This window comes from Brachyspira hyodysenteriae ATCC 27164 (assembly GCF_001676785.2).
Classification (GTDB): domain Bacteria; phylum Spirochaetota; class Brachyspiria; order Brachyspirales; family Brachyspiraceae; genus Brachyspira; species Brachyspira hyodysenteriae.
Genome location: NZ_CP015910.2, coordinates 2488236 through 2511394 on the forward strand (window position 1 = coordinate 2488236; position 23159 = coordinate 2511394).

Genomic DNA, 23159 nt, shown 5'->3' on the forward strand with positions numbered 1-23159 from the left:
TTACTTAGGTATTAATTTATATAATTTTCTTATTCTATTTCTATTAGCTAAAAAATGATCTTCTTCTATTTGTTTAGTATAATTAAGTAAGCCATTTAATTTTGATATTGTTTTAATAATTTCAATATTATTATTTTCTATCTCTTTTTTAATAATATCATTAGATTTATTTAATAATTTTAAATTTTCAATAATATCTTTTCTTTTTGAATTTTTTATATATAGTTTATTATTTTTTAATATTACTCCTGTTATTTTAGCATAACCTTTATTATATCGCTTAGTTTTTTCAGGTTTTATCTTTAAATTATTTTTTTCAAAAATATCTATTATCTTATTAGGCAATTTATTTGTAAACTTTATATCTGAAGAAAATGTCATATCATCTACATATAAAGAAAATCTTATTCCTTTTTTTAAACATAGATTATAAATATTATCAAAAACATCACTATAACATAAATATGCTAATATTTGACTTGATGGACTTCCTGTAGATAAAAAAGTTTCTTTCCCATTATCATAAACTGTTAATTTTGTAATAAATAATGCTATATCACTATTTAATTTAAACTTATTAAAAAACAAATCATATATTGTATTCCCTTTAATACTATTATAAAAACTTGATATATCCATAGTCAAAAAATATTTTTTTCCTAAATGATATCTAGCATTTTCAATATTATTTTTATTAGTATTTTTTATACTTGGAGCAAATAAATATTTAGGTAATACTTTTGGTAATAAACATTTTAATAATTTTTTTTGAGTTTTTTTAAGAAAAAATATAGGTTTGTGTATTTCTCTACCATTATCATTAATTTCTGTTATATAACATTCTTTTATATTATTATTAATAATGTTATATTTTAATACTTTATTAACACAAAGAAATTCACAAGTTTTTTCTATAGAAGTAAAATTTTTAAATATATCTAAATTGTATTTTATCATCAAAAATAATAAGCTGGTTACCTAAACAGGTAATCCATAATGGAAGATACAACCTTAATAATAAAGTGTATCAACTTATGATATTTTACATAATAAAATATCATATTTAGGAATAGTGATATAATTTTATTTTTGATAAAATTTATCATAATATCTCCTTTATATAGTGCTTTGGATTTCTTACACAATGTAAGAAGCACTATGCCACCCATAAAGGAGTGAAAAAATTATATCCCTGTTTAAGACCATTAGCTCGTAAACGAGCAATAAATTATTGCAATATTCTAACAAATTACTCGCTTTGCGAGTCTATTGTTAGTTAATGCAATATATGATGCTAATAACGAGCGATAAATCATCGCCACCCAAAACATATTTTAAATGAATAAATGAAATACAAACAATAGCAATTCATAATTAATATAAAATACATTTAAGTAAATAGGCAATGAACACAATAATCAAACAATTCAATTAATTGTGAAATTTTTCAAAGAGCAATATTTATTGCTTGGTGGCAATTCATATATAATGATACTATATATTATTTTTTTGTCAATTTAATATAAAATTATTCAATCAATATATAATACCTATTTTCTATTTATTCACCTTCTATAATTCTCACTTCCTCATCGCTCAAATTATATAACTTGTACACCAAAGCATCAATCTGCTTGTTAACAGCATTAATCTGCCTGTTAATCATAGTAACAGCATTAGGATTTTTTTCAACGGCTAACTTTTTGTTTAACGCAATAATGTTGTCAACAAGATTAACTATTTTATCATGCATTTCTTTATGTTGTTTATTTTTTAAATCTAATTGTGGAATAGGAATTTTAGCAGTAACAACTGAATCAAAATGCATAGTCCTTATAGATTTACCAAATATAAAAATATATGTATACCAAGATAACAATTTTGAATTAAGAACTCCAAGTATAAACTTTATATCAAAATCACTTTTATTGTATAATTGATTAACAGTATCCAATATTAAATAATCATTTATATTTTCTAACATACTAGAATGTATAGCTATTATTTTAATATGTGGTACTGGGTTCATTATATGAGCTACTATATTTTGTACTAAAATAGAATTATTATTAATCATTGCTTTATCTTCAATATTATTATCACCTGAAATATATTTAATATAATTATCATTATAAAAATATCTTGAAATATTTTTACCACCCAAAACCTTATAATATTTTTTATTTTCAGGAATTTCATCTATACATATCTTTTGATAACCTGCTCCACGTTTATTAATAATAATATCATTAAAATAAAGATTAGATGATTTCATTTTCACAGCTATATTTAAATCTTCATTAGAAATACCATTTAAATAAAAATCAAATTCATTAAATGTTTTTTTATCAATATTTCCTATCCTTTTAATTTCAGTATCTTCTCGTACAGAAGTTATATAATTATCTTGATTTAAATCTTTTTTAAATAAAGTTATAACTTGTTCTAATTTTACATCTTTCCAAACTTTACCACAATCAACCAATTCAAACAAATGATCAATCATTAATTCTCTTGATACTTGCCAATTTGAAGCATATATAAAAGATTTTGGAATAATATATCCATTTATACCATTTCCTTTTAGTAATTTTTGCAATAAACCTAAAAATAAAGCTGCTGTATTTGTGTTACCCAAACCATATTTTCTCTCTAAATAAATTCTTTCAACATCTAAAAGTTCAGCTCCATATGGCGGATTACCTATCACCACATCGAAACCGCCCCCTTTAAAAATATTTTTAAATTCGTCCTCCCAATCAAAACAATTTATTTTATATTGCGTCTCCTCGTCAAAATCAAGCACCGACTGGCTCTCGTAAAAATCATTGCCTACTACGAGCTGTAGCACCACCCCGCACGGTATCGCTTACCATTACAGATAGTACAATGTAAGTGCGGCTGATTACCCAACATCAAACAAAAACAAACTAACTAAAAAGCTAACCCAGAAATATAAAAACTAACACACAAACGGAAACTAACCCAGAAATAATTTTTTTGAAAATTTACCTTATTACCTACCCCCTGACCGAGCGTAGCGAGGAAATACAGAAAAGCAGAAAAAGAATTTTTTTTTAAATTTTCATTATTACCCACCCAAACCCGCCCTTTAAAGTTAAACAGAATTTTTTTAAACAATAAGCCCGAAAATATAAATTTTTTTAAAGACTACGAAAAAAAATCGACTTTCCCCACCCCAACAAGCTAGCCATTTGAACCACTCGCCGTAGCTTACGCACTCCTTACGGTCTGGGGCATTCCGCACAGCACTGCAACCCCTTACAGACAGTCAACTGTACGCGACCGAAGGAAGTACCCGAAGGGTATGCGGCTGATTACCCAACATCAAAAAACAAACTAACTAAAAAGCTAACCCAGAAATATAAAAGCTAACCCACAAACAGAAACTAACAAAGAAATAATTTTTTTGAAAATTTACCTTATTACCCACACCCCTAACTGAGCGTAGCGAGGAAATACAGAAAAGCAGAAAAAGAAATTTTTTTAAATTTTCATTATTACCCACCCAAACCCGCCCTTTAAAGTTAAACAGAATTTTTTTAAACAATAAGCCCGAAAATATAAATTTTTTTAAAGACTACGAAAAAAGTTGACTTTCCCAACCCCAACAATCTAGCCATTTGAACCACTCACCTAGCTAACGCACTACTCGCCATACGGGCATCCCGCACGGTACTGCAACCCATTACGGATAGACCTCTGTAAGTGCGGCTGATTACCCACTACTCGCCTAGCTAACGCACTCCCTACGGTCGGGGGCTTTCCGCACGGTAACACTCACCATTACAGCAAGTACAATATATGTGCGGTTTATTACCCAACATCAAACAAATAACTAAAAAGCTAACCCAGAAATAATTTTTTTGAAATTTACCTTATTACCTACCCCCTGACCGAGCGTAGCGAGGAAATACAGAAAAGCAGAAAAAGAAATTTTTTTAAATTTTCATTATTACCCACCCAAACCCGCCCTTTAAAGTTAAACAGAATTTTTTTAAACAATAAGCCCGAAAATATAAATTTTTTTAAAGACTACGAAAAAAGTTGACTTTCCCAACCCCAACAATCTAGCCATTTGAACCACTCGCCGTAGCTTCCGCACTACTCGCCGTAGGGGCATTCCGCACGGTAACGCTCACCATTACAGCAAGTACAATGTAAGCGACCGAAGGAAGTACCCGAAGGGTATGCGGCTGATTACCCAACATCAAAAAAATAATTTATAAATCATCAAAAGGTAATAATTTTTCTTTATTCTTTATATGCTTAATAACTTTTTCTATAAAATAAACGGATCTTTCTTTATTATTTTTTGTTACTATCTTTTCTATACGCAATCTTACTTTTAATTGATCTTCTTTTGAAAATTTTTCTATATTACTATCAATATTTTTTAAAAAACTTTCATCTTCAACTTTTATATTAATTGAACCCAATGTATCATTATGTAATTTCCATTTATATTTATTTTCAAATGATAAAGTTTTTATATCAAAAATAGCTTCTATTCTATTATCAGAAATGATATCAATATTAACTTTTGGAGGTGCTTTAAAAAAATCAATATTATTTTTATCTGCTATATCTTTAATAACATTATTATATTCCATTTGTAATGTATCTATACCTTTTCTATTAATAATAGATATCATATTTTCTACATCTTTTCTTATAGAATTATTTGTATATAATTTATATGTTTTTTTTATTTTTGTTTCCTTTTCTTTAGCAGTTTCTATTTTTTCTTCATCATACTCAAACCAGATATTTGAATTTTCTAAATTATTAATACATAACTTTCCATTTTCAAATATAAAATTATCTTCTTGAACTTTTTTTCCTTTTGTATATTTTATAAAATTAAATAAATTTTGTAAAAAAACTATCATATCTTTTGCATTAATAAACGCAGATACAATATCATTATTGAATAAATCAAGAATAATTTTTACAATTATTATAATTTCTATACCAAAACAACCTTTATGAAAATTAGCCTTAATTTTTACATCTACATCGGTATTATCTTCATTTATTTCTGAATTAATTTCTTTAAATAAATTATTTATTGATTTAAGTATTAAAATTAAATCATCAGCTAACATTTCATTATTATTTAATGCTTCACCATCATATATAAGTTTTAAACAACTAGTACTAATATCACTATTATCCATTTTAATCCTCTTCACTATAATATATTAACAATAAAAAATTATTATATTTTTAAATCATTTACAAATTCTTCAATATTACTAGAATATTTTACATCAATATCAGATATAAAATATAATTTAGATTTTATAAACTTACAAGTATCTTGATGATTAAATAAAGTAATATTTATACCTCCTTTATTTAAAGAACTTTCAAATTTAATGCCATCAAATCCAAGATTTTTTAATAATTCTGCAATATATTGAGTTGGTATATAATCAATATCATTTCCATGATTTATAGCTGAAAATCCATAATTAAGAGAAAAAAATTCATTAACTTTTACATTATCATTGTTAGTTGATTTAAAATTTGAAATATCAAATAATGTTAAATCACATAAAGTTTTTATTTCAGCTACACTTACAAAACTGCATATCATTGGTCTAACTTCTTTTATACTTGTATTTATATCTTCAGATGTGTATAAGTAACTAATTTTTTCAGGATTTGCCCTACCTGCTTTTGCTATTTCTGGATTTGGTGCCATAGAATTTTTTTCATCATAACCAACTATTTCATCTCCATTAACTTCTTGTTTACTAAAATCATCTTTGAATATTCTACTACGATATAATTCAGCATCTTTTTTTAAGATAAATTTATAATTTAAAGCTTGTTTTTTGACAACATCTATTATGTTATGTTTTGGAAAAAACCTATTATTATAAATTATTTCTTTTTTAAAATCTTCAAAATCAACTATTCTTTCATATCTAAAATATAATAAAACAATAGCAATTGCCCATATTTCATTAATATTATTTTTATTGTCTTCTTCCATATTTAGATTTAATCCTTTAAAAATCTTTACTTAATTTATATAATTCAAATTATAAATTTATATATAAAATTATCAACCCACTATATATACCCTTAACTTCTAAACAAGGGGCTAACAGCCCGAGCCATAAACTTAATAAAATTTTTTTTGCTTCTTTTGACGAAGTCCGCCTATGGCGTAAGAAAAAAGAAGTATAACTCAATACCAGAAATAAAGAGTTATACCTCAAGATTGTAAATGTTTTTTGTTTCTTTTTCTTATTACAAATAAAAATTGTTCGCTTTGAAGCTCTGTCAAGTAAACTTGCCAGACGCTCACAATTTTTATTAAAAAGAAATGCTTTTTCGCGTAGCGTGTCCGAGCAAAGCGAGGACATAAGGTTCTTTTTTTGAGAAAGCAAAAAAAGAACATGGAAAAAAGTTTGCTTTCTTTTACAAAGAACTAACCCTCAATAATCTTTATCTCCTCATCATTAAGCCCATACAAAGCATACACAATCTTATCAATAGCCTTGTCCACCGCCTGAATACGCGTGTTAAGCATCTCAATAGTGTTAGGGTTCTTCTCGGAGGAAAGTTTTTTGTTTAAGTCAATGATGTTGTCAACGAGCTTAATTAAATTTTCTTCTGTATTTTTATCAATATCTGGAATAGGAAAATCATTTATATATTGAGGTTTAAACCTTGTTGTATTACCTCTTAATATAGTACCTGTTTTCTTAACATAATAAGTAAATAACTTACTATTAAAAATTCCCATATAAACATTGATGTTATATATAGCCTTTTCATTAAATACAATACTGTAAATTGTAGTTGTATGATATAAATTTTTATCATCAATCACAGCCTGCATTCTCATATTAATATCAGGAAAAGAAATTTTTTTATGCTCAAATTCATTTAAACTTTTCGGGTATATATAAGCATAAAATTTATCATTTTTCATTCTTCCCCTTTCTCTATTTTCTAATTCTTTTCTATTTTCTTGCAAATATTCCCAAGCCTTTGGAAACTGCTCTTTTATTTCTTTTTGAGAATATAATACAGCAGGATTTAAATTTATATTATACGGAAAAATTACCCAACGAATTGGTTGTACATCAGTATACCTTTTTAAATCTTTACCCAATAGAAATGGTTTTATAAATCCTCTTTCTATTTCAATTTCTTTATCTAATGACTTTGAATAAGTTTTTACAATTCCATTATTTTCTTCCCCGCCTTGTAAAACATAAATATCGTCTGCACTTGTAGCTATACCTTGAAATATTTTTTTTGTTATATCTTTTAAAACTATTTTATAATTTTTTAATTTCTCTATTATAGACAAAGTATCATTATCATAAAAATTCCAATTATCTTTTGTTATTATACTAATAGGAAAAGTTTCAAAAGTAGATTCAAACAATTTTTCTTTTATATCTACATTTTCATCAAATCTTAATAATTTAAAATCATTTTGTTCTTCATTAGATAAAAATAATAAACAAGTATATGTAGTAGCATTATTAAATATTTGATTCTCACCAAAATACACAACTTTTTTTAATGCCTTTCTATTAGATATTATTTCTCTTAAATTCTCTCCCATATCTACTTTAAAAAACTTATGAGGTAAAATATATCCCATTTCACCTGTAGGCTTTAATAACTGAAAAGCTTTTTCAACAAAACATAAATAAATATCTATATTACCACTGTTTGCACTTTTATAAGTTTGTTTTAATGCATCTACAGTTAATGGGCTTGATTCTGCCATTGTCTGAATTTTTACATAAGGAGGGTTTCCAATTACTACATCAAAGCCCCCTGCTTTCATTATATCCCTAAACTTAGAATTCCAATCGAAACAGTTAATTTTATATAAAGTGTCATCATCCAAATCGAGATGGCTCTCGTAAAAATCATTGCCTATTAAACTATTACCGCATTTGATATTGTCCTCCAATGACGGTAAAGCTCGCTCATTAAATAAATCCTGATTGTTCTGTATTGACGCTGGACTCTCCCCCTCCAAACATTTCATAAGTAATGATAATTTCGTTACCTCTACCGCATTGCTGTCTATGTCCACTCCAAATATATTGTTGCGTAATATCTGCTTCTTTATCCAAATTGTTAAATCCCCATTCTCTTTTATTACATCTTCTTTTGATCCCTTAAACTTCGCCCTGTCCTTTATCTTGTTGTAATATTCAATATGATAATTAAGTAAATATTTATACGCCCCAAGTAAAAAACTTCCGCTGCCGCAAGCTGGATCCAATATTTTTATATTCGCTATCTCCTCAGGCTTCTTCCCCTTTATAGCCTCCCCAACTGTATTCGCTACTATATAATCAACTATATACTCAGGTGTATAATAAACCCCTCCTGCCTTACGCACCTCTGGTTTTAATTCTATCTTCGCACTATGATTCTTCCCTATAGTGATAGTCTTACCCAAAAACTGCTCATAAGCATTCCCTATTATCTCAACCGATATCACAGAAAACTCATAAGGACTCAAAGGATAATAAAGCTCATTAATAATCTCTTTTATTACTTTATTATCAATCTCAATACTGCTGCTAATACTGTCTTTAGAAAAATCAAACAGCCCCGAATTATACCTGCCGTCAGCTTTCTCAAAAATTTTTAAAAGATTACCATAAAAACTCTCATCCTTATTTTCACAAGTCTTTTTTAAATCCCCATACTCCTCAATGCCTCTGTCTTCAGCCGCCCTCAAAAATATAATCCTGTCAATAATCTGCTGAACCGCATAATTCAAATCGCGTACAGATAAATTTTTATTAAGCTTCGCAATATTAGATGCAAGCTTAGTCCTTAAACTATCAAGTGAATTAAGAAAATCAATATCAACACTTTCAGTACCTTTTTTGTTTGAAGTACCTGCAATATATTTTTCAAGCGAACCCTGTTCAATTCTCTCTTTATTAAGTATCTCATAAAGAAAATCAAATCTATTAAGATAATCCTCAAAATGAATATACTCAATCCTAGCAGTAGAAGCCTTATCATTAACATTTGGCTTTCTAGTGCAGTCATAAACAGCAAGCTCCTCAAAATCAGTAAGAAAACTTATACCAAGCTTGGCACTCCAACCATACCTCCTAAGCTGAAAAGCAGGCAAACTGTCCTCTTTAAGATTAACACCGGGCTTTTTCGCCTCCACAAAGAAAACCCTATTCCCCCCAATACGAAATGCATAATCAGGAGCTTTAGTTTCCTTTCCAACTTTCACCTTATCTTCATGAATTACATCACGATAAGTCTGCGATTTACCTGCCCTATTAGAAACGTCCCAACCGAACGCCTCAAAGAACGGATCCAAAAAATCCCTTCTAGTCTCCGTTTCATTATAATTTTTATTTGTATACTGATCCTTGTTATTCCTAAACTTAATAACTAACTCTTCAACTTTTTTATAAACTTCTTCTTTACTATACATAATGTCCCCCATTACTTTTAATAATTTTATTTATAAATTTACTTTTATTATATAATTTTTAATCCATATAAACCAACAAAACCATATAATAAAACCTTCATATTTTTATATATACCTAAACAATTATATTTTATCAACTTATGCACTTTATATAAATGTTATCTACTTTTTTGTTGCACACGCTCTGCGGACTTCGTCAAAGTAGCAAAAAACGCAAATACTACAGTTTAATATTTTAAAAATATGCATTAAATGTGGGTAATACCCTAGTTTTAACTTCAAAATGCAATATTTCTCCGTAGGCGGACAGTGGACACTACAAAGGCAGATAGCATCCAGCCACCACCACTTTTAATAATTTTATTTTTGTAACGTTCAAATATAAAAAATAAACTTTAAACGCAATACTCTCATTAAACTATAAAATAAATATACACTTTTATATAGTATACAAAATTTTACTTAAATATTCAATGAAAGATACCATTTTTTATAGCACAACATTTGAGAAATATAATTGATTAACTATCGACTTTTATAATATAAAATACCTACATTATAACTTTATACTGCAATACACCCAAACCACACATTTTGCAACTAAATATAAGTAGAAAATCAACCCCAACATCAAATAAACTACTAGCTTTACCATACGGGTACACTTTGTGCCCCCCGCACTACTAGCCTAGCTAACGCACTCCCTACAGTCGGCACCATTCCCGCATGGCACTGCAACTCCTTACAAACAGTCAATTATACGCAACCGAAGGAAGTACCGTCAGGTATGCGGCTGATTACACAACATCAAACAATAAAACTAACTAAAAAGCTAACCCATAAATAATTTTTTAAATTTACTTTATTAACCACTAGAAATACAGATTTTACAACTAGATACAAGTAAGAAATATATTGACGTTAAATTAATGTAATATTATCTGGTAAATATAAATTGTCACTAAAAAAAATATATTCTTTTGATTTAACTTTTTTATTTATATTATAGAATAAATCTAAATAACTTTTTCTATATTTATTATATAATGAAAATATAAAATCAGATACATCATAAGTGACTATCCATTTATAATTTATAGAATCTATGACATTATTTAAATTAATATGATCCTTATCTTTATAAAAATTTTTATATAATTCTTTACCTTTCAAAAAATATGGCGGATCAAAATTAATAAAAATATTTTTATATCTTTTTATATTTCTATTTTTTAATAAATCTATAGCATCCAAATTATATAATATAATTCTATTCTTTTCTTTTGATATATTCTGTATTTTATCAATAAGTTTATCTTTATTAAATCTAGAATCAATTTTATAATTACCAAGTTGTTTTTTACCTCCAATAATTCCTGCCTTAATAATTCCAGAAACATTAGTTCTATTCAAAAAAAATGTTGCAAATCCTAAGTCAAATAAATTATTAGCATTCTGATTATTATAAATTTCTTTTTGCTTATTCCATTCTTTAATATCAATTTTAGTATGATAAATTTTATCACACATAGCATCTGAATAATTAATAACGCTATACCAAAAAGCATATATAGATATATCAAAATCATTAATAATAATTTTTTCAACATCATTATTTAGTAAAAGTTTTAAAGCAATTCCAGCTCCACCTGCAAAAGGTTCTAAATAAGTTTTTCCTATTAAATTATTATGTAATATAAGTTTTTTTACATAATCATAAAAAAAACTTTTTCCACCTGGATATCTTAAAGGAGATACTATTTCTGGCATAATTAATCTCCTTTATTATCTTCTATATTCCACTCATTTCTATCTATACCAAAAAAATGAGCAACTTTTTTAAATAATACATTTAATTCTTTATAAAATTTATTAACTTCTTCTTCGTTTTCTTTTATCCATAACTCAAAAAAATATTTATAATGTTTTTCATATCTATTAAAATGTTTTTTTAATTCTTCTCTCTCTACACCTTTAGATGAATTATTTTTAGATTTTTCTTCTACTTTTTTTAATTGTATATTTTTATATGAATTAAAAATTTCTTTTAAATCATCTTTAGAATATTCTTGTGATATATTACACTTTGTACTATATGATTCATAATTATTTATTATCACTTCAATATATTCAAAAAATAGTTTTTCAGGAGATTTACCACCTGGCAAACATAATATACAATTTCCACGCTTATCTTTTATATCATTTTCTTGATCACCATCAAGTATGCATATACCCAAATAATGTTCATTTTGAAAATTTTCTTTATTAAAAAGTTTTGCTAGATTACTTGAACCTATTGACATTTCTAATAAAAAAAATTTATCTCTTATATAGGAAAATGAATCTCCGTATTTTTTCTCAAAAAAATCAAATAAAATATTTAAAAATATTCTAGCTTCTTCATCTTCAGTAAAAATATTAATTCTAACATTTTCAAACATTTTCTTTCTACCAATATTCAAAAGATGCTGTTTCATTTTATAAATATTTGAATTATCTAATTTATCAACTTTATTATTTTTATCTTGTAGATAAATTATATTAATTTGTTCTTTTTTATCTAAAGAATATTCTATTAATGATAAACTATGAGTAGTAAATATTACTTTAATTTTATATTTCTTAGAATATTCCTCTAATTTATCTAATAATTTATTCTGATAATTTGGGTGTAATGTTGCATCTAGTTCGTCTATCAAAAATATAGATACAAATTCTTCTTTATCTATATAATCTTTATTTAAACTATCATAGTAATACTCAAATGATACTAAAGACTGAAGTACTATAAATAAATTATCTTCTCCAGCAGATATTGTATTAGAATCAATACCTTCAATATTTGTATAAAAATCTCCTCTATTTTTTATATTAGAAACGACTTCATTATATTGATAATCTATATCAAAATTTGTAAATTCTTTATATAATTCTTTTATAGAATTTTTATATTTTTCTGGTAAATCAACATTAATTTTACTTATTAAACTATCATCATAGTATTCACCATAAGGTAATAACCTAGATAAACCAAGATAAATTATAAATTTATATTCTAAGGATTCCTTATTTTTTATTTTATAATATGGCTTTACTGCATATCTATTTGCTTTTTTAGAATTATGTTTTCTAAATCCTAATTTATTATTAGATATAATATTGTATAAAATACCTTTTGTATTTTTAGCAGGATCATTATAATATTTAGAATTTTTAACTAGCTTTTCTAATTTAGGGTTTATCTCTTTAGTAATTTTATTTGTTATTGTAATAAATTGTTTATCTTTTAAATATTCAAAATTTTTATCTATTTTTTTAAATGAATTACTAATAACATATAATAATGATGATTTGCAGGTTCCATTAACACCAGCTATTATATTTATGTTTTTATTAAATTCAAAAGTTATATTTTCAAATTTTCGATATTTTATAAATTCTAATTTTAGCCCCATAATCTATACCTACTAAAAATATATTCAATATTATATACTTTCAAAATACAGTTGTCAATAAAACAAAAAAGGCAGCCATTATTCATAGCTGCCCTTTTGTAATATTTAAATATTAATTATTTTTGTATTTTTATCTCACTGCCTCAGCACATCTAGTACATAACTCTTTATGCTCGCTGTCTGTTCCTACACTGTCATAATGTCCCCAACAGCGTACGCATTTTTCATGACTAGCTTTCTCTGTCTTAACGAAAGAAACGCCGCCCTCTATAAATGTATCGTCCTTGCTGTCAGAAAGTGTTACTTTACTTACAATGAATATCTCGTTTAAATATTTTTCATATTTAGTAAGCAATTCTTTAGTTGCTGGCTCTTTAGTGCATATTGTTACATAAGCCTCTAAAGATTTACCTATTGTGCTATTATCTCTAGCTCTTTCAAGTGATAATAATACATCATCGCGTACTTTAAGAATTGAAGCCCATTCTTTTTCTAACTCTAAATCAATTAAATTGTCATCAGCTTTAGGATATAACTCTAAATGTACAGAAGAAGCATTTTCTCCTTTGTAGTATCCCCAAACCTCATCAGTTGTAAAAGGAAGTACTGGAGCTATTATTTTTACTAATACATCTAATATTTCAACAAGTACAGTCTGAGCACTTCTTCTTGAAATAGAATCTTTTCTATCACAGTATAATCTGTCTTTGATAATGTCAAAATAAGTAGCAGAAAGCTCAACAACACAGTAATTTATAAGTCTTTGATAGAATAAATGGAACTCATAACCATCGCAAGCCTTCTCAGCAACTTTTATAAAACTATGAAGTCTTGATAAAGCATATCTGTCTACAGGAAGTAAATCTTTAACTTCAATCTTTTCTTTAGTGAAATCAAAATCAGAAATATTTCCTAACAAATACCTGAAAGTGTTTCTTATTTTTCTATAATTGTCAGCAATAGCCTTCATCATGTTATCGCCAACACGTGCATTGTGAGTGAAGTCCTCACTTATACACCAAAGTCTTAATATATCAGCACCATATTTGTCAATAACTTCTAAAGGTGAAACAACATTGCCTGCACTCTTATGCATAGCTCTGCCCTGTTCGTCTAAAGTCCAACCATGAGTTACAAGCTCTTTGTATGGAGGTATTCCTCTTATAGCCATAGAAGGCCAAATTGCAGCTTGGAACCAACCTCTGTATTGGTCGCCTCCCTCTAAATATATATCAACAGGGAAAACTCCGTCTAAATCTTTATTAGTTTTCTGTGCAGCAAAAGATGATACACCAGAATCGAACCAAACGTCCAAAATATCTTGCTCTTTATCAAAATCACAGCTTCCGCATTCACATTTAGTGCCTTCAGGAAGTAAGTCTTTAGCCTCTAATTCAAACCAAACATCCATTCCTTTAGTTTTTACTATTTCAGCAAAATGTCTTGTAGATTCAGCAGTTAATAAAGTTTTTCCGCAGTTCTTACAATAGAATGCAGGTATAGGAACTCCCCAAGAACGCTGTCTTGATAAACACCAGTCAGGACGATTTTCAAGCATTTTCTGCATTCTATCATGTCCCCAAGTTGGATACCATTTAATATTATCTAAAGCTTTAACTGTTCTTTTATCTATATTATCATGTGTCATATTCATAAACCACTGAGAAGTAGCTCTGAATATCAATGGATTTTTACATCTCCAACAAATAGGATAACTGTGAGTAACTTTTTCTTTATGGTATAATGAACCATTATTTTCAAGTATCTCTACTACTTTAGGATTTGCATCTCTTACTTTCATTCCCTGCATTTCTGGGAAATCGCTTGTATATCTTCCAGCTTTATCTACAGGACAATATATTTCAAGTCCGTAATTCATACCAGTTTGATAGTCTTCCATACCATGACCAGGTGCTGTGTGAACAATACCAGTACCTGCAGTAGCCTCAACATAATCAGCAAATACAACAGCAGATTTTCTATCTTTTATGAATGGGTGAGCTATTTCAAGTTTTTCAATTTCTTCCATAGATACAGGAATCATTTCTCTGCCTTCTGCTTTCATGTCTTTTTTAGATAGAACAGTATCAACTAAAGAAGTTGTCATTATTGCATATCTTCCGTCTATTTCAACAGCAACATATTCTAAGTCTCTATTGAAAGCACAAGCCATATTTGAAGGCAATGTCCAAGGAGTAGTAGTCCATATCATAACATCAACATTACCATCTAATTTATCATTGATTTTATTTAATACAGGGAATCTTACATAAACGCTTGTAGAAGTATGATTGTCGTCATATTCTATTTCAGCAGCAGCCAATGCAGTTTCACAATCCATACACCAGTGAATAGTTCTTAAGCCTTTATATATGTAACCCTTCTCTACTAATTGTGCAAATACTTCAACTATTTCAGATTCATATTCAGGAGACATAGTAAGATAAGGATTTTCCCAATCTCCCATTACACCAAGTCTTTTAAACTCTTTTCTTTGAATATCAATATATTTCTGAGCATAAGCACGGCATTTTTTTCTCATTATAAATTTAGAAGTTTCTTTATATTTATCTCCTAAACTCTCCTGCACCTTTAATTCTATAGGCATACCATGACAATCCCAACCAGGAACATAAGGAGAATCAAAACCTTTAGCAGATTTATATCTTACAATAATATCTTTAATAATTTTATTCAATGATGTTCCAATATGAATGTCTCCATTCGCATAAGGCGGTCCATCATGTAAAATACATTTAGGAGCACCTTTTCTTAATTCTCTAAGTTGTTGATAAAGTTTTTCTTCTTCCCATTTTTTTATTATTTTGGGCTCTTTTTCCTTTAAACCAGCTTTCATAGGAAAAGCAGTTTTAGGCAAATTGATAGTAGAACTATAATCCATCTTATTTTTGCTCCATTTTTAATTTTTATAAAGATATTCAATTCTATACTATAAGTAGGAATTTTACAAGTTGTTATTATGCAAAAATATTTAAACTATTTCTAATTAATAAAATATTGACATAAAAATACAATAGTGATAATATTAATTATATGAGAAATATAAAATTCACACAGCTCACAGCTCACAGCTCACAGCTCACAGCTCACAGCTCACAGCTCACAGCTCACAGCTCACAGCTCACAGCTCACAGCTCACAGCTCACAGCTCACAGCTCACAGCTCACAGCTCACAGCTCACAGCTCACAGCTCACATACTTTCTTAAGTATTCTATATATCAATATATTTTTTCTATTAAAAAATATCTTTTACCTAAAAAGATGATACAAATTTATTTAGGATATTAATATATGAGTGACAAACCATTTTATAAAATATTAAAATATATTCCATATAAAAAAATGAGAAATTACGCTATAGAAATTATAGATTTCATAGAAACACCAAATATATATAAAGACATTAATAAAATAAAAGATACTGTAAACAAATTAGTTTGGTATATTCCATTCAGAAATCTTAGAGATGCTATAAGGGAAATTATTTTATACATACTAGAAACAAAAAAAAGATATACTGATAACTATTTCATAAACCATTTCGATTTTAAAAATATATATGATAAATTAACAAATGGATTGAATAATGACGATATAAAATTAATAGATAATTTAATTTATAAATCTTTTTATAATAAAACTTATATTGATGAAGAAGAATTTAATAAACTAACCAAAGTAGAAAATGAACATAATAAAAAAATAAAATCTATGGATAATGATAAATATATTTATGATGATAAATACATATTAATAGGATCAAAGTTTTTTGAAATTATTAATTTCTATGATAGAATGTTCATAGATACTCTAAAAAACCATACTTATTTTAAAAGTAAGGCAATAATAGATGCTGGAGCTTGGATTGGAGATACAGCATTAGTATTATCTGAATATACCAATGATAAGGTTTATGCGTTTGAACCTGTTATAGAAAATATTAATATAATGAATGAAGTCATAAAAATTAATAAAAAAGATAATATAGTACCTGTATGTTTAGCTTTAGGAGATGAAAATAAATCTGTAATGGCTTCTATATCTGGAACTTATTCCTTCTTTAATGACAAAATACTGGATAATGATAATAAATTAGAATTTGATATGGTTACATTGGATAAATTTGTTGAAGATAATAATATAGAAGTTGGATTAATAAAAACTGATTTAGAAGGATTTGAGCAGCCTTTTTTAAAAGGTGCAATTAATACCATAAAAAAACAAAAACCCACATTAATTATTAGTATTTATCATAGCTATGAAGATTTCTTTGAAATAAAACCTATGATAGAAAGTTGGAATTTGGGATATAAATTTTCAATAAAAAAAGGAAGCGAATTCCATTCCATTACTGGAACACTACTTATAGCTGAAGTTATATAATCTTATAAAGTAATATTAGCATTTTTCTGCCATTTGTTGGATTTTAAATAAAACATACTGAAGAAAGTATTTATTATATAGCATATACCCATAGAAAGCCAGATACCTATAAGCTCAAAATGAGGAGATAATGCATAAGCTAAAATAGTTCTTAAAATTAAAGTTGTTGATGTTGCAAAAGCCATAATAACTATAGTCTTGCCTGCTCCGTTTATAACTCCGTTACATACAAACATCATAGAATAAAAAATAAATATAGGCATTATAGTATAAATATAGCTTCTTGCATATTCAAAAACCTGAGTATCTTTTGTAAACATTCTTATAAGAAGATAAGGATTAGTTATTGAAAATATACTCATAATAGAAGAAATTATAATTCCTATAACGATTCCGCTTTTTAGAATTTCTTTTACCCTTTCTAATTTTTTAGCCCCGATATTCTGTGCCGACATTGTCATAACAGCATTTCCCAAAGCACCCATAGGCATTATAAAAAGCGACTCTACCCTATTAACAATAGCCACAGTTGCACTTGCAGCTTCTCCGAAACTGCTTATTAATCTTGTAATTACTAACCATCCGAAAGCTACTATAAACTGATTGAATGAAATTGGTATTCCCAATTTAAGTATTTTTTTAGTCATATTCAAATCGAATGTAAATATAAAAGGATTGATTCTTATAAAACTGTTTTTTATTCTAAGATATGTTGTGCTTATCAATACAGAAGTAAATTGAGAAATTACCGTAGCAATAGCTGCCCCTTGAAGTCCCATTGCCGGTATTATCCAAAAACCTTTTATAAGTATAGGATCTAATATTATATTAATTATAGATGATACAATCAAAAATATTAATGGCCTTACAGTATCACCTACAGCTCTTAATATAGAAGAAATAAAAAAGTAAGTATAGGCAAATGGCATGCCTAAAATAGATATCCTTAAATATATTAATGCCATATCCATAGCATTCTCTGGAGTTTTCATCATTACAAGTATAGTTCTTGAGAATATGAGCATTAAAGCTCCAACAGTAACTAATATTATAACTCCCAAAGTAGTAGATACTTTTATAACATGGCTTACAGTATCATAATCTTTAGCTCCGTAATACTGCGAAACTATAACACCATTAGCCATATTAACACCGAAAGCAAAAGAACCCATTATAAGCATTATTGGAAAGCTTACTGCAACTGCTGAAAGTCCAAGAGGTCCTATAATATTACCTATCCAAATACTATCTACTATATTATATACAACATTAAGCATATTAGAAAGCAATATTGGTATAAGCAGTTTTAATAATGTTGGAACAACTTTTGCTTCTGTGAGATCTGTTCCTATATGATTAGCCATTTATATTTTTAACACCTATTATTTAATTAAACTTATCATCATATTATAAACCAAATAACAATTAATTGAATAGTAAAAACAAAATTATTTTTTATATTAACTTACATATTTATAAAATTAAACGCACGGTAAATAGATTTCTTATTTAATGTAAATTATATTATTCAATAATCTTATATAAAAAATGCACTCATCGTGCGGTATAAATATTAAAAATTTAAATAACTCTTGGGTGGGCGTTATAATCGCAGTCTAAATAAAAAGAAAATTAATACAAAAGTGACAAATGAGATTAAAAAATATAAAGGGCGGGCAAATGTAATTAAATTTTAAAACTTTATTACATACCCAGCCATTTATTATTTTTTATTTTGAAAATATAATTCTTATTATTTTACAATACCGTTATGAAAGTAAAGTACTACCAAATTTTTATTAAATTAATATTATGATATTGCTTCTACAATATTATCTATTTTTAATACTTCATAAGGTATTTTTTCTCTATTTTTTATTATATTAACAACTATAGGCTTTAACTTACAATTTATAACCGCTCTTTTATTAGTATTTTCAAATACATCTTCTAAAAATTCCTGATCACTGCTTATTTGATTATCAACTATAGATGTTAATTCTTGCATTTCATCATCAGACAATAAAAAATTTATAGCTAAATATTCTAAATGTTTATTAACCATTTCCATAATTTTTACGCTATCATCCTCAATAAAGCTATCTACTGTTTTTCCTACAATTTTATCAGCTACCACTCCTCCAACTACAGAGCCTGCAACAGTTCCTACAGGACCAAAAACTGCTGTGCCTATAGCTCCTCCTATAAGTGCTCCTGTAGCATTTCCTGCTGTTTTTATTATATTCTTAGTACATTGCATCTTAGATATTCTTCCTCTTGACATCTTCATCAGCGATACAGTAGAAGTTATAGCAGCTGTTATTGAAGCAGTAACAACTTTATTAGAAAATACAGATTTTTGTGTTATTTTTGATAACCCTATTAAAGCCAAATTTGTAGCATTTTTAGTTAATGCTTCTGATTGTAATTGAGAATCCACAGTTTTATTTATAAATGTTTCTATTTTATCCTCATTTTCTTTACTTAATAAAGATGTAGGCATGTTAGAATTACTGCCGTATTCATTTATACTAATAATAGCAGATGATTGTATTGATAAGTTAATATCATTAGTTCTCCAATATGTCATAGCTGTATTAACAGCAAAATATGTACCTGCTGAAGAAACTGATAAAACTTCCTGCTTATCATTATTGTATAATACACTTTCTATATTTCCAAATTTAACTGTATTTATAATTTGATTTCTAGTCAAATGGCTTTTTACTATAATATTTTTTGCTTCTTCTGGATTATTAATATTATTTATAGAACCATTTAGTATTTTTTCTTTCATTTTTTCTATAGAAGCTTCATAAAAATCCTTTGGGACTTCAAAACTTAATGCTTTACCTTCTTCATCATAATATTTATATTGTTCTTTTCCTATTTCTTCATCTATTATAAACATACTATTAATAGTTTCTTCTACATTTTTATATATTTTATTTTTTATAGGTACATATTTTTCCAATTCCAAGAAAATATTATCATTTTCTAATACAGCATCATTATTTGGATCAATCTTATTAATTAAAAATTCTGTTTTATTTTTATTATAATTATAATTTTCATTAAATATCAATTGGTTTCCATCTGAATCTACTACAATATCAGGTTCTGTATAATTGTTAGGGAAATCTTTTTGACTTGCTATTTTGTAGCATTTATCCTCAGTACTTACACATATAAGAGAGCAGAACCATTCTTCATTTGGATTATAATTTTCTAATGAGCTTATTAATCCAGCTTTTCCGCATGAAGCACATATTACTATTTTATCATTATTTATGTTATGTACAAAAAACTCACCGTCATCAAATTCTAATAAATTTATATCATCATTTTTAACTATAAAAAAATCATATAAACATTCATCAGATAATGGTAAAGTTTCTTTTAATGAAGAAACAGCAAATTCTTTATCTACCCTTGTATCTAATTTAATTATTTCATTTGCTTTATCTGAACATTTATTAAAGAAGTTTATATTGAAATAATAATCTTTATCAAATAAATATATCTTTTTTATTTTTCCTTTTACTTCAAAATCTTCTAATATGGCATCCAATATATCAAATAAACCAAAATCTTCATTATCTGAATGAGAACCTATATTTACTTCTGATGATAATTGATTATAATTTATACAATTGATACTGCCTAGTTTTCTTACCACATTATTTGCAAAATATGCAATATCAAATGATACTTTTACTGTAAATATTACAGGTATCATCACTATAATTTTCATAAATATTGTATCTAATATTTCATTTGATTGTGCTGCTTCATAATTAAAAAATAAGAAAAATAAAAGTAAATTTGTAAAGTATAATCTTTTATAATATCTTCCATTTGAATATTCTGCACCCTCTAATCTTACAAGATTTTTTTTAGTAAAATATTGTATTGCTCTTATAATTAAACTTATTTGCAAAATAGCAAGCACTATAATATAAAAAAATGATCATATTTAGATATAACATAAAAATTATAATATAATGCCAAAAAACCAACAAATAATCTTATTTTTATAAATGAAAATAATTTATTTGCTATTATTGATATTAATATAAATACTCCTAAAAGACATATAAAAAATAAGATTACTCCCATATACAACTCCAACTAATATATATTTTAACATTTTATTATAAATATAAAATACTAATTTGTCAATATTTATTAAATATTTAAGTAATAATAAATATTAATAATATATTTTTATTATTAATATTTATTATAAAATAGTATTAATTAATATTATTATTATTCATTTTATAATAAAGATATATAACTACTAGAATATGTATAAAAAATATTCCAAAACAAGTTAAATAAATTTATAACTTAATGATATTATATATAAATTAATTAAAATACATTTTGAATACAAAAGATATTAAATTTCACAACTCTGTTACATATTACACTCTATATTTTTTATGTTTACTTCTTAATAATAATTTAAATACATCAATGGTTAATTATAAAATAAATTACTCACCCAAAATTTAATTAGACTTAAAATTTTATCTAACGCATGATTAATCTTTTATAATTTTATAGATTGAATAAAAATAGCATTTAACTTTATTTTTTAGTTTTACTTACCATGCGTTTTAATAAAAAAATTAATCTCTAGCATTAGGAGCATGCCTTAGTATACCATTTACAGTATAAAAATTTTTATATAGTAATAGTTCACTTATGTAAAGAGAGGATTTTTCATATCTAAAAGTAGATGTTTTAAATATTATAAGATTTATCAAAATTGTCAGCACTTAATATTGAATGTATTGAAAATTCAGAAGATTTAATTTCAAATATATGTTTTGACGGTATTTCACTCTCAATATCCAAATATTCTAAATATAATATTATTGATAAAGTTACCCTATCCATGCAAGTATTTATTGAACCCAAAACTTTTATCTGAGTTTCATATAATAAAGCTACATGTTTAATTGAGATAAAAATTATAATGCAAATAAAAAGGCATACATAAATTAATATGCATGCCTTTAATTTATTTAATTATATACTATATAATTTTTAATCTCTGCTTCTTATTTTAGATAAAAGTTTTAATATCTCTAAATAAAGCCATACCAAAGTAACAAGAAGTCCGAAAGCAGCATACCATTCAAAGTATTTAGGCATATTATACTGCTCGCCTTTTTCCATAAAGTCAAAATCCAAAAGTAAATTAAATGAAGCAACAAGAACTATTACAATACTTATTCCAATACTTAAAGGGCTTGAACCATATAAGAAAGGAATTCTAGCACCAAAGAATGACATTACAAAATTAACCAAATATACAAGACCTATACATAATGTAGATACAGTTACCACACTTCTAAATTTTTCAGTTACTCTTATTATTCTAAATTTGTATAATAATAACATTATAAATAAATCTAAAAAAGTAAGAAATACTGCTTGTACAACTATACCGTCATAAGCAGCATTAAAAATGTAAGAAACAGCACCTATAGCAACACCTTCAAGTATGGCATAAAGTATAGAAAATACTTGAGACAATTCTTTTTTGAAAATCATTATTAAAGCTAAAACAAAAGCAGCCATAGATGAAACTAAAGCAGCCGGATAAAGAAGACCAGGATTAGCAGCTAAAACAAAAAATACACTTACCATAGCTGAAAGTATTAATACTAATGTAAGTATTATTGATTTGTTAATTGCCCCATTAACAGTCATTGTGTTATCATTTTCATAACTTGATGCATAATTAAATGCTTTATTTGATAAAACAGGATTTGCCATAATTTTAAACCTCCAAAATTCT

The 23159-nt window shown here is 26.4% G+C and carries 14 protein-coding genes; 1 reads left to right on the top strand and 13 read right to left on the bottom strand.

Features of this window, described 5'->3' with window-relative positions; all coding sequences use genetic code 11:
• From BHYOB78_RS10915 to ileS, 8 genes are all read right to left on the bottom strand, one after another.
• Positions 1-957: a reverse transcriptase family protein gene (locus tag BHYOB78_RS10915; protein ID WP_020064939.1), complete on the bottom strand. Its 957-nt coding sequence runs from the start codon at positions 955-957 to the stop codon at positions 1-3.
• A 604-nt stretch (positions 958-1561) separates the two neighbouring features.
• Complete coding sequence (locus BHYOB78_RS10920) at positions 1562-2851, bottom strand: Eco57I restriction-modification methylase domain-containing protein (RefSeq protein WP_144157056.1); 1290 nt, start codon at positions 2849-2851, stop codon at positions 1562-1564.
• A gap of 1393 nt (positions 2852-4244) precedes the next feature.
• Complete coding sequence (locus BHYOB78_RS10925) at positions 4245-5201, bottom strand: LAPAL motif-containing putative phage structural protein (protein WP_020064937.1); 957 nt, start codon at positions 5199-5201, stop codon at positions 4245-4247.
• 41 nt (positions 5202-5242) lie between these two features.
• Entirely contained in the window at positions 5243-6025 is a 783-nt protein-coding gene (locus tag BHYOB78_RS10930) for an RES family NAD+ phosphorylase (protein WP_020064936.1), read from the bottom strand.
• Between the two features lie 441 nt (positions 6026-6466).
• On the bottom strand, positions 6467-9481 hold the full coding sequence (locus BHYOB78_RS10935; RefSeq protein WP_020064935.1) for an Eco57I restriction-modification methylase domain-containing protein: 3015 nt from the start codon (positions 9479-9481) through the stop codon (positions 6467-6469).
• A 921-nt stretch (positions 9482-10402) separates the two neighbouring features.
• Positions 10403-11251 carry a DNA adenine methylase gene (locus BHYOB78_RS10940; protein ID WP_020064934.1) on the bottom strand — a complete coding sequence of 283 codons (849 nt, stop codon included), beginning with the start codon at positions 11249-11251 and terminating at the stop codon, positions 10403-10405.
• A gap of 2 nt (positions 11252-11253) precedes the next feature.
• On the bottom strand, positions 11254-12939 hold the full coding sequence (locus BHYOB78_RS10945) for an AAA family ATPase (protein WP_020064933.1): 1686 nt from the start codon (positions 12937-12939) through the stop codon (positions 11254-11256).
• Between the two features lie 130 nt (positions 12940-13069).
• On the bottom strand, positions 13070-15841 hold the full coding sequence (ileS, locus tag BHYOB78_RS10950) for an isoleucine--tRNA ligase (RefSeq protein ID WP_020064932.1): 2772 nt from the start codon (positions 15839-15841) through the stop codon (positions 13070-13072).
• A gap of 411 nt (positions 15842-16252) precedes the next feature.
• On the opposite strand from ileS, the gene BHYOB78_RS10955 reads away from it, so the two are divergent.
• Positions 16253-17344, top strand: coding sequence for an FkbM family methyltransferase (locus BHYOB78_RS10955; RefSeq protein ID WP_020064600.1), 1092 nt, complete (start codon positions 16253-16255; stop codon positions 17342-17344).
• 2 nt (positions 17345-17346) lie between these two features.
• Here BHYOB78_RS10955 and BHYOB78_RS10960 read toward each other — a convergent pair whose 3' ends face one another.
• The 5 genes from BHYOB78_RS10960 to BHYOB78_RS10970 all read right to left on the bottom strand — a co-directional run bounded on the left by BHYOB78_RS10960 (position 17347) and on the right by BHYOB78_RS10970 (position 23137).
• Complete coding sequence (locus BHYOB78_RS10960) at positions 17347-18708, bottom strand: MATE family efflux transporter (RefSeq protein WP_020064601.1); 1362 nt, start codon at positions 18706-18708, stop codon at positions 17347-17349.
• Between the two features lie 446 nt (positions 18709-19154).
• The gene (locus tag BHYOB78_RS10965) at positions 19155-21284 is read right to left on the bottom strand and encodes a YeeR family protein (RefSeq protein ID WP_239650863.1); all 2130 of its coding nucleotides are present in this window, start codon (positions 21282-21284) and stop codon (positions 19155-19157) included.
• Positions 21285-21295: 11 nt separating this feature from the next.
• Positions 21296-21463 (bottom strand): hypothetical protein, encoded by a 168-nt coding sequence (locus BHYOB78_RS13635; protein WP_020064603.1) that lies wholly within the window; start codon positions 21461-21463, stop codon positions 21296-21298.
• Between the two features lie 633 nt (positions 21464-22096).
• The gene (locus tag BHYOB78_RS13640; RefSeq protein ID WP_020064605.1) at positions 22097-22252 is read right to left on the bottom strand and encodes a hypothetical protein; all 156 of its coding nucleotides are present in this window, start codon (positions 22250-22252) and stop codon (positions 22097-22099) included.
• A 150-nt stretch (positions 22253-22402) separates the two neighbouring features.
• A complete protein-coding gene (locus BHYOB78_RS10970; RefSeq protein WP_020064606.1) occupies positions 22403-23137 on the bottom strand; it encodes a Bax inhibitor-1/YccA family protein in 735 nt (244 codons plus the stop codon).
• Positions 23138-23159: the final 22 nt, after the last annotated feature.

Bases quoted from the DNA above. Each gene is read 5' to 3' on its own strand.
- BHYOB78_RS10915 (WP_020064939.1), bottom strand. From the start codon at position 957: ATGATAAAATACAATTTAGATATATTTAAAAATTTTACTTCTATAGAA.
- BHYOB78_RS10925 (WP_020064937.1), bottom strand. From the start codon at position 5,201: ATGGATAATAGTGATATTAGTACTAGTTGTTTAAAACTTATATATGAT.
- BHYOB78_RS10930 (WP_020064936.1), bottom strand. From the start codon at position 6,025: ATGGAAGAAGACAATAAAAATAATATTAATGAAATATGGGCAATTGCT.
- BHYOB78_RS10935 (WP_020064935.1), bottom strand. From the start codon at position 9,481: ATGTATAGTAAAGAAGAAGTTTATAAAAAAGTTGAAGAGTTAGTTATT.
- BHYOB78_RS10940 (WP_020064934.1), bottom strand. From the start codon at position 11,251: ATGCCAGAAATAGTATCTCCTTTAAGATATCCAGGTGGAAAAAGTTTT.
- BHYOB78_RS10945 (WP_020064933.1), bottom strand. From the start codon at position 12,939: ATGGGGCTAAAATTAGAATTTATAAAATATCGAAAATTTGAAAATATA.
- ileS (WP_020064932.1), bottom strand. From the start codon at position 15,841: ATGGATTATAGTTCTACTATCAATTTGCCTAAAACTGCTTTTCCTATG.
- BHYOB78_RS10955 (WP_020064600.1), top strand. From the start codon at position 16,253: ATGAGTGACAAACCATTTTATAAAATATTAAAATATATTCCATATAAA.
- BHYOB78_RS10960 (WP_020064601.1), bottom strand. From the start codon at position 18,708: ATGGCTAATCATATAGGAACAGATCTCACAGAAGCAAAAGTTGTTCCA.
- BHYOB78_RS13635 (WP_020064603.1), bottom strand. From the start codon at position 21,463: ATGGGAGTAATCTTATTTTTTATATGTCTTTTAGGAGTATTTATATTA.
- BHYOB78_RS13640 (WP_020064605.1), bottom strand. From the start codon at position 22,252: ATGGATAGGGTAACTTTATCAATAATATTATATTTAGAATATTTGGAT.
- BHYOB78_RS10970 (WP_020064606.1), bottom strand. From the start codon at position 23,137: ATGGCAAATCCTGTTTTATCAAATAAAGCATTTAATTATGCATCAAGT.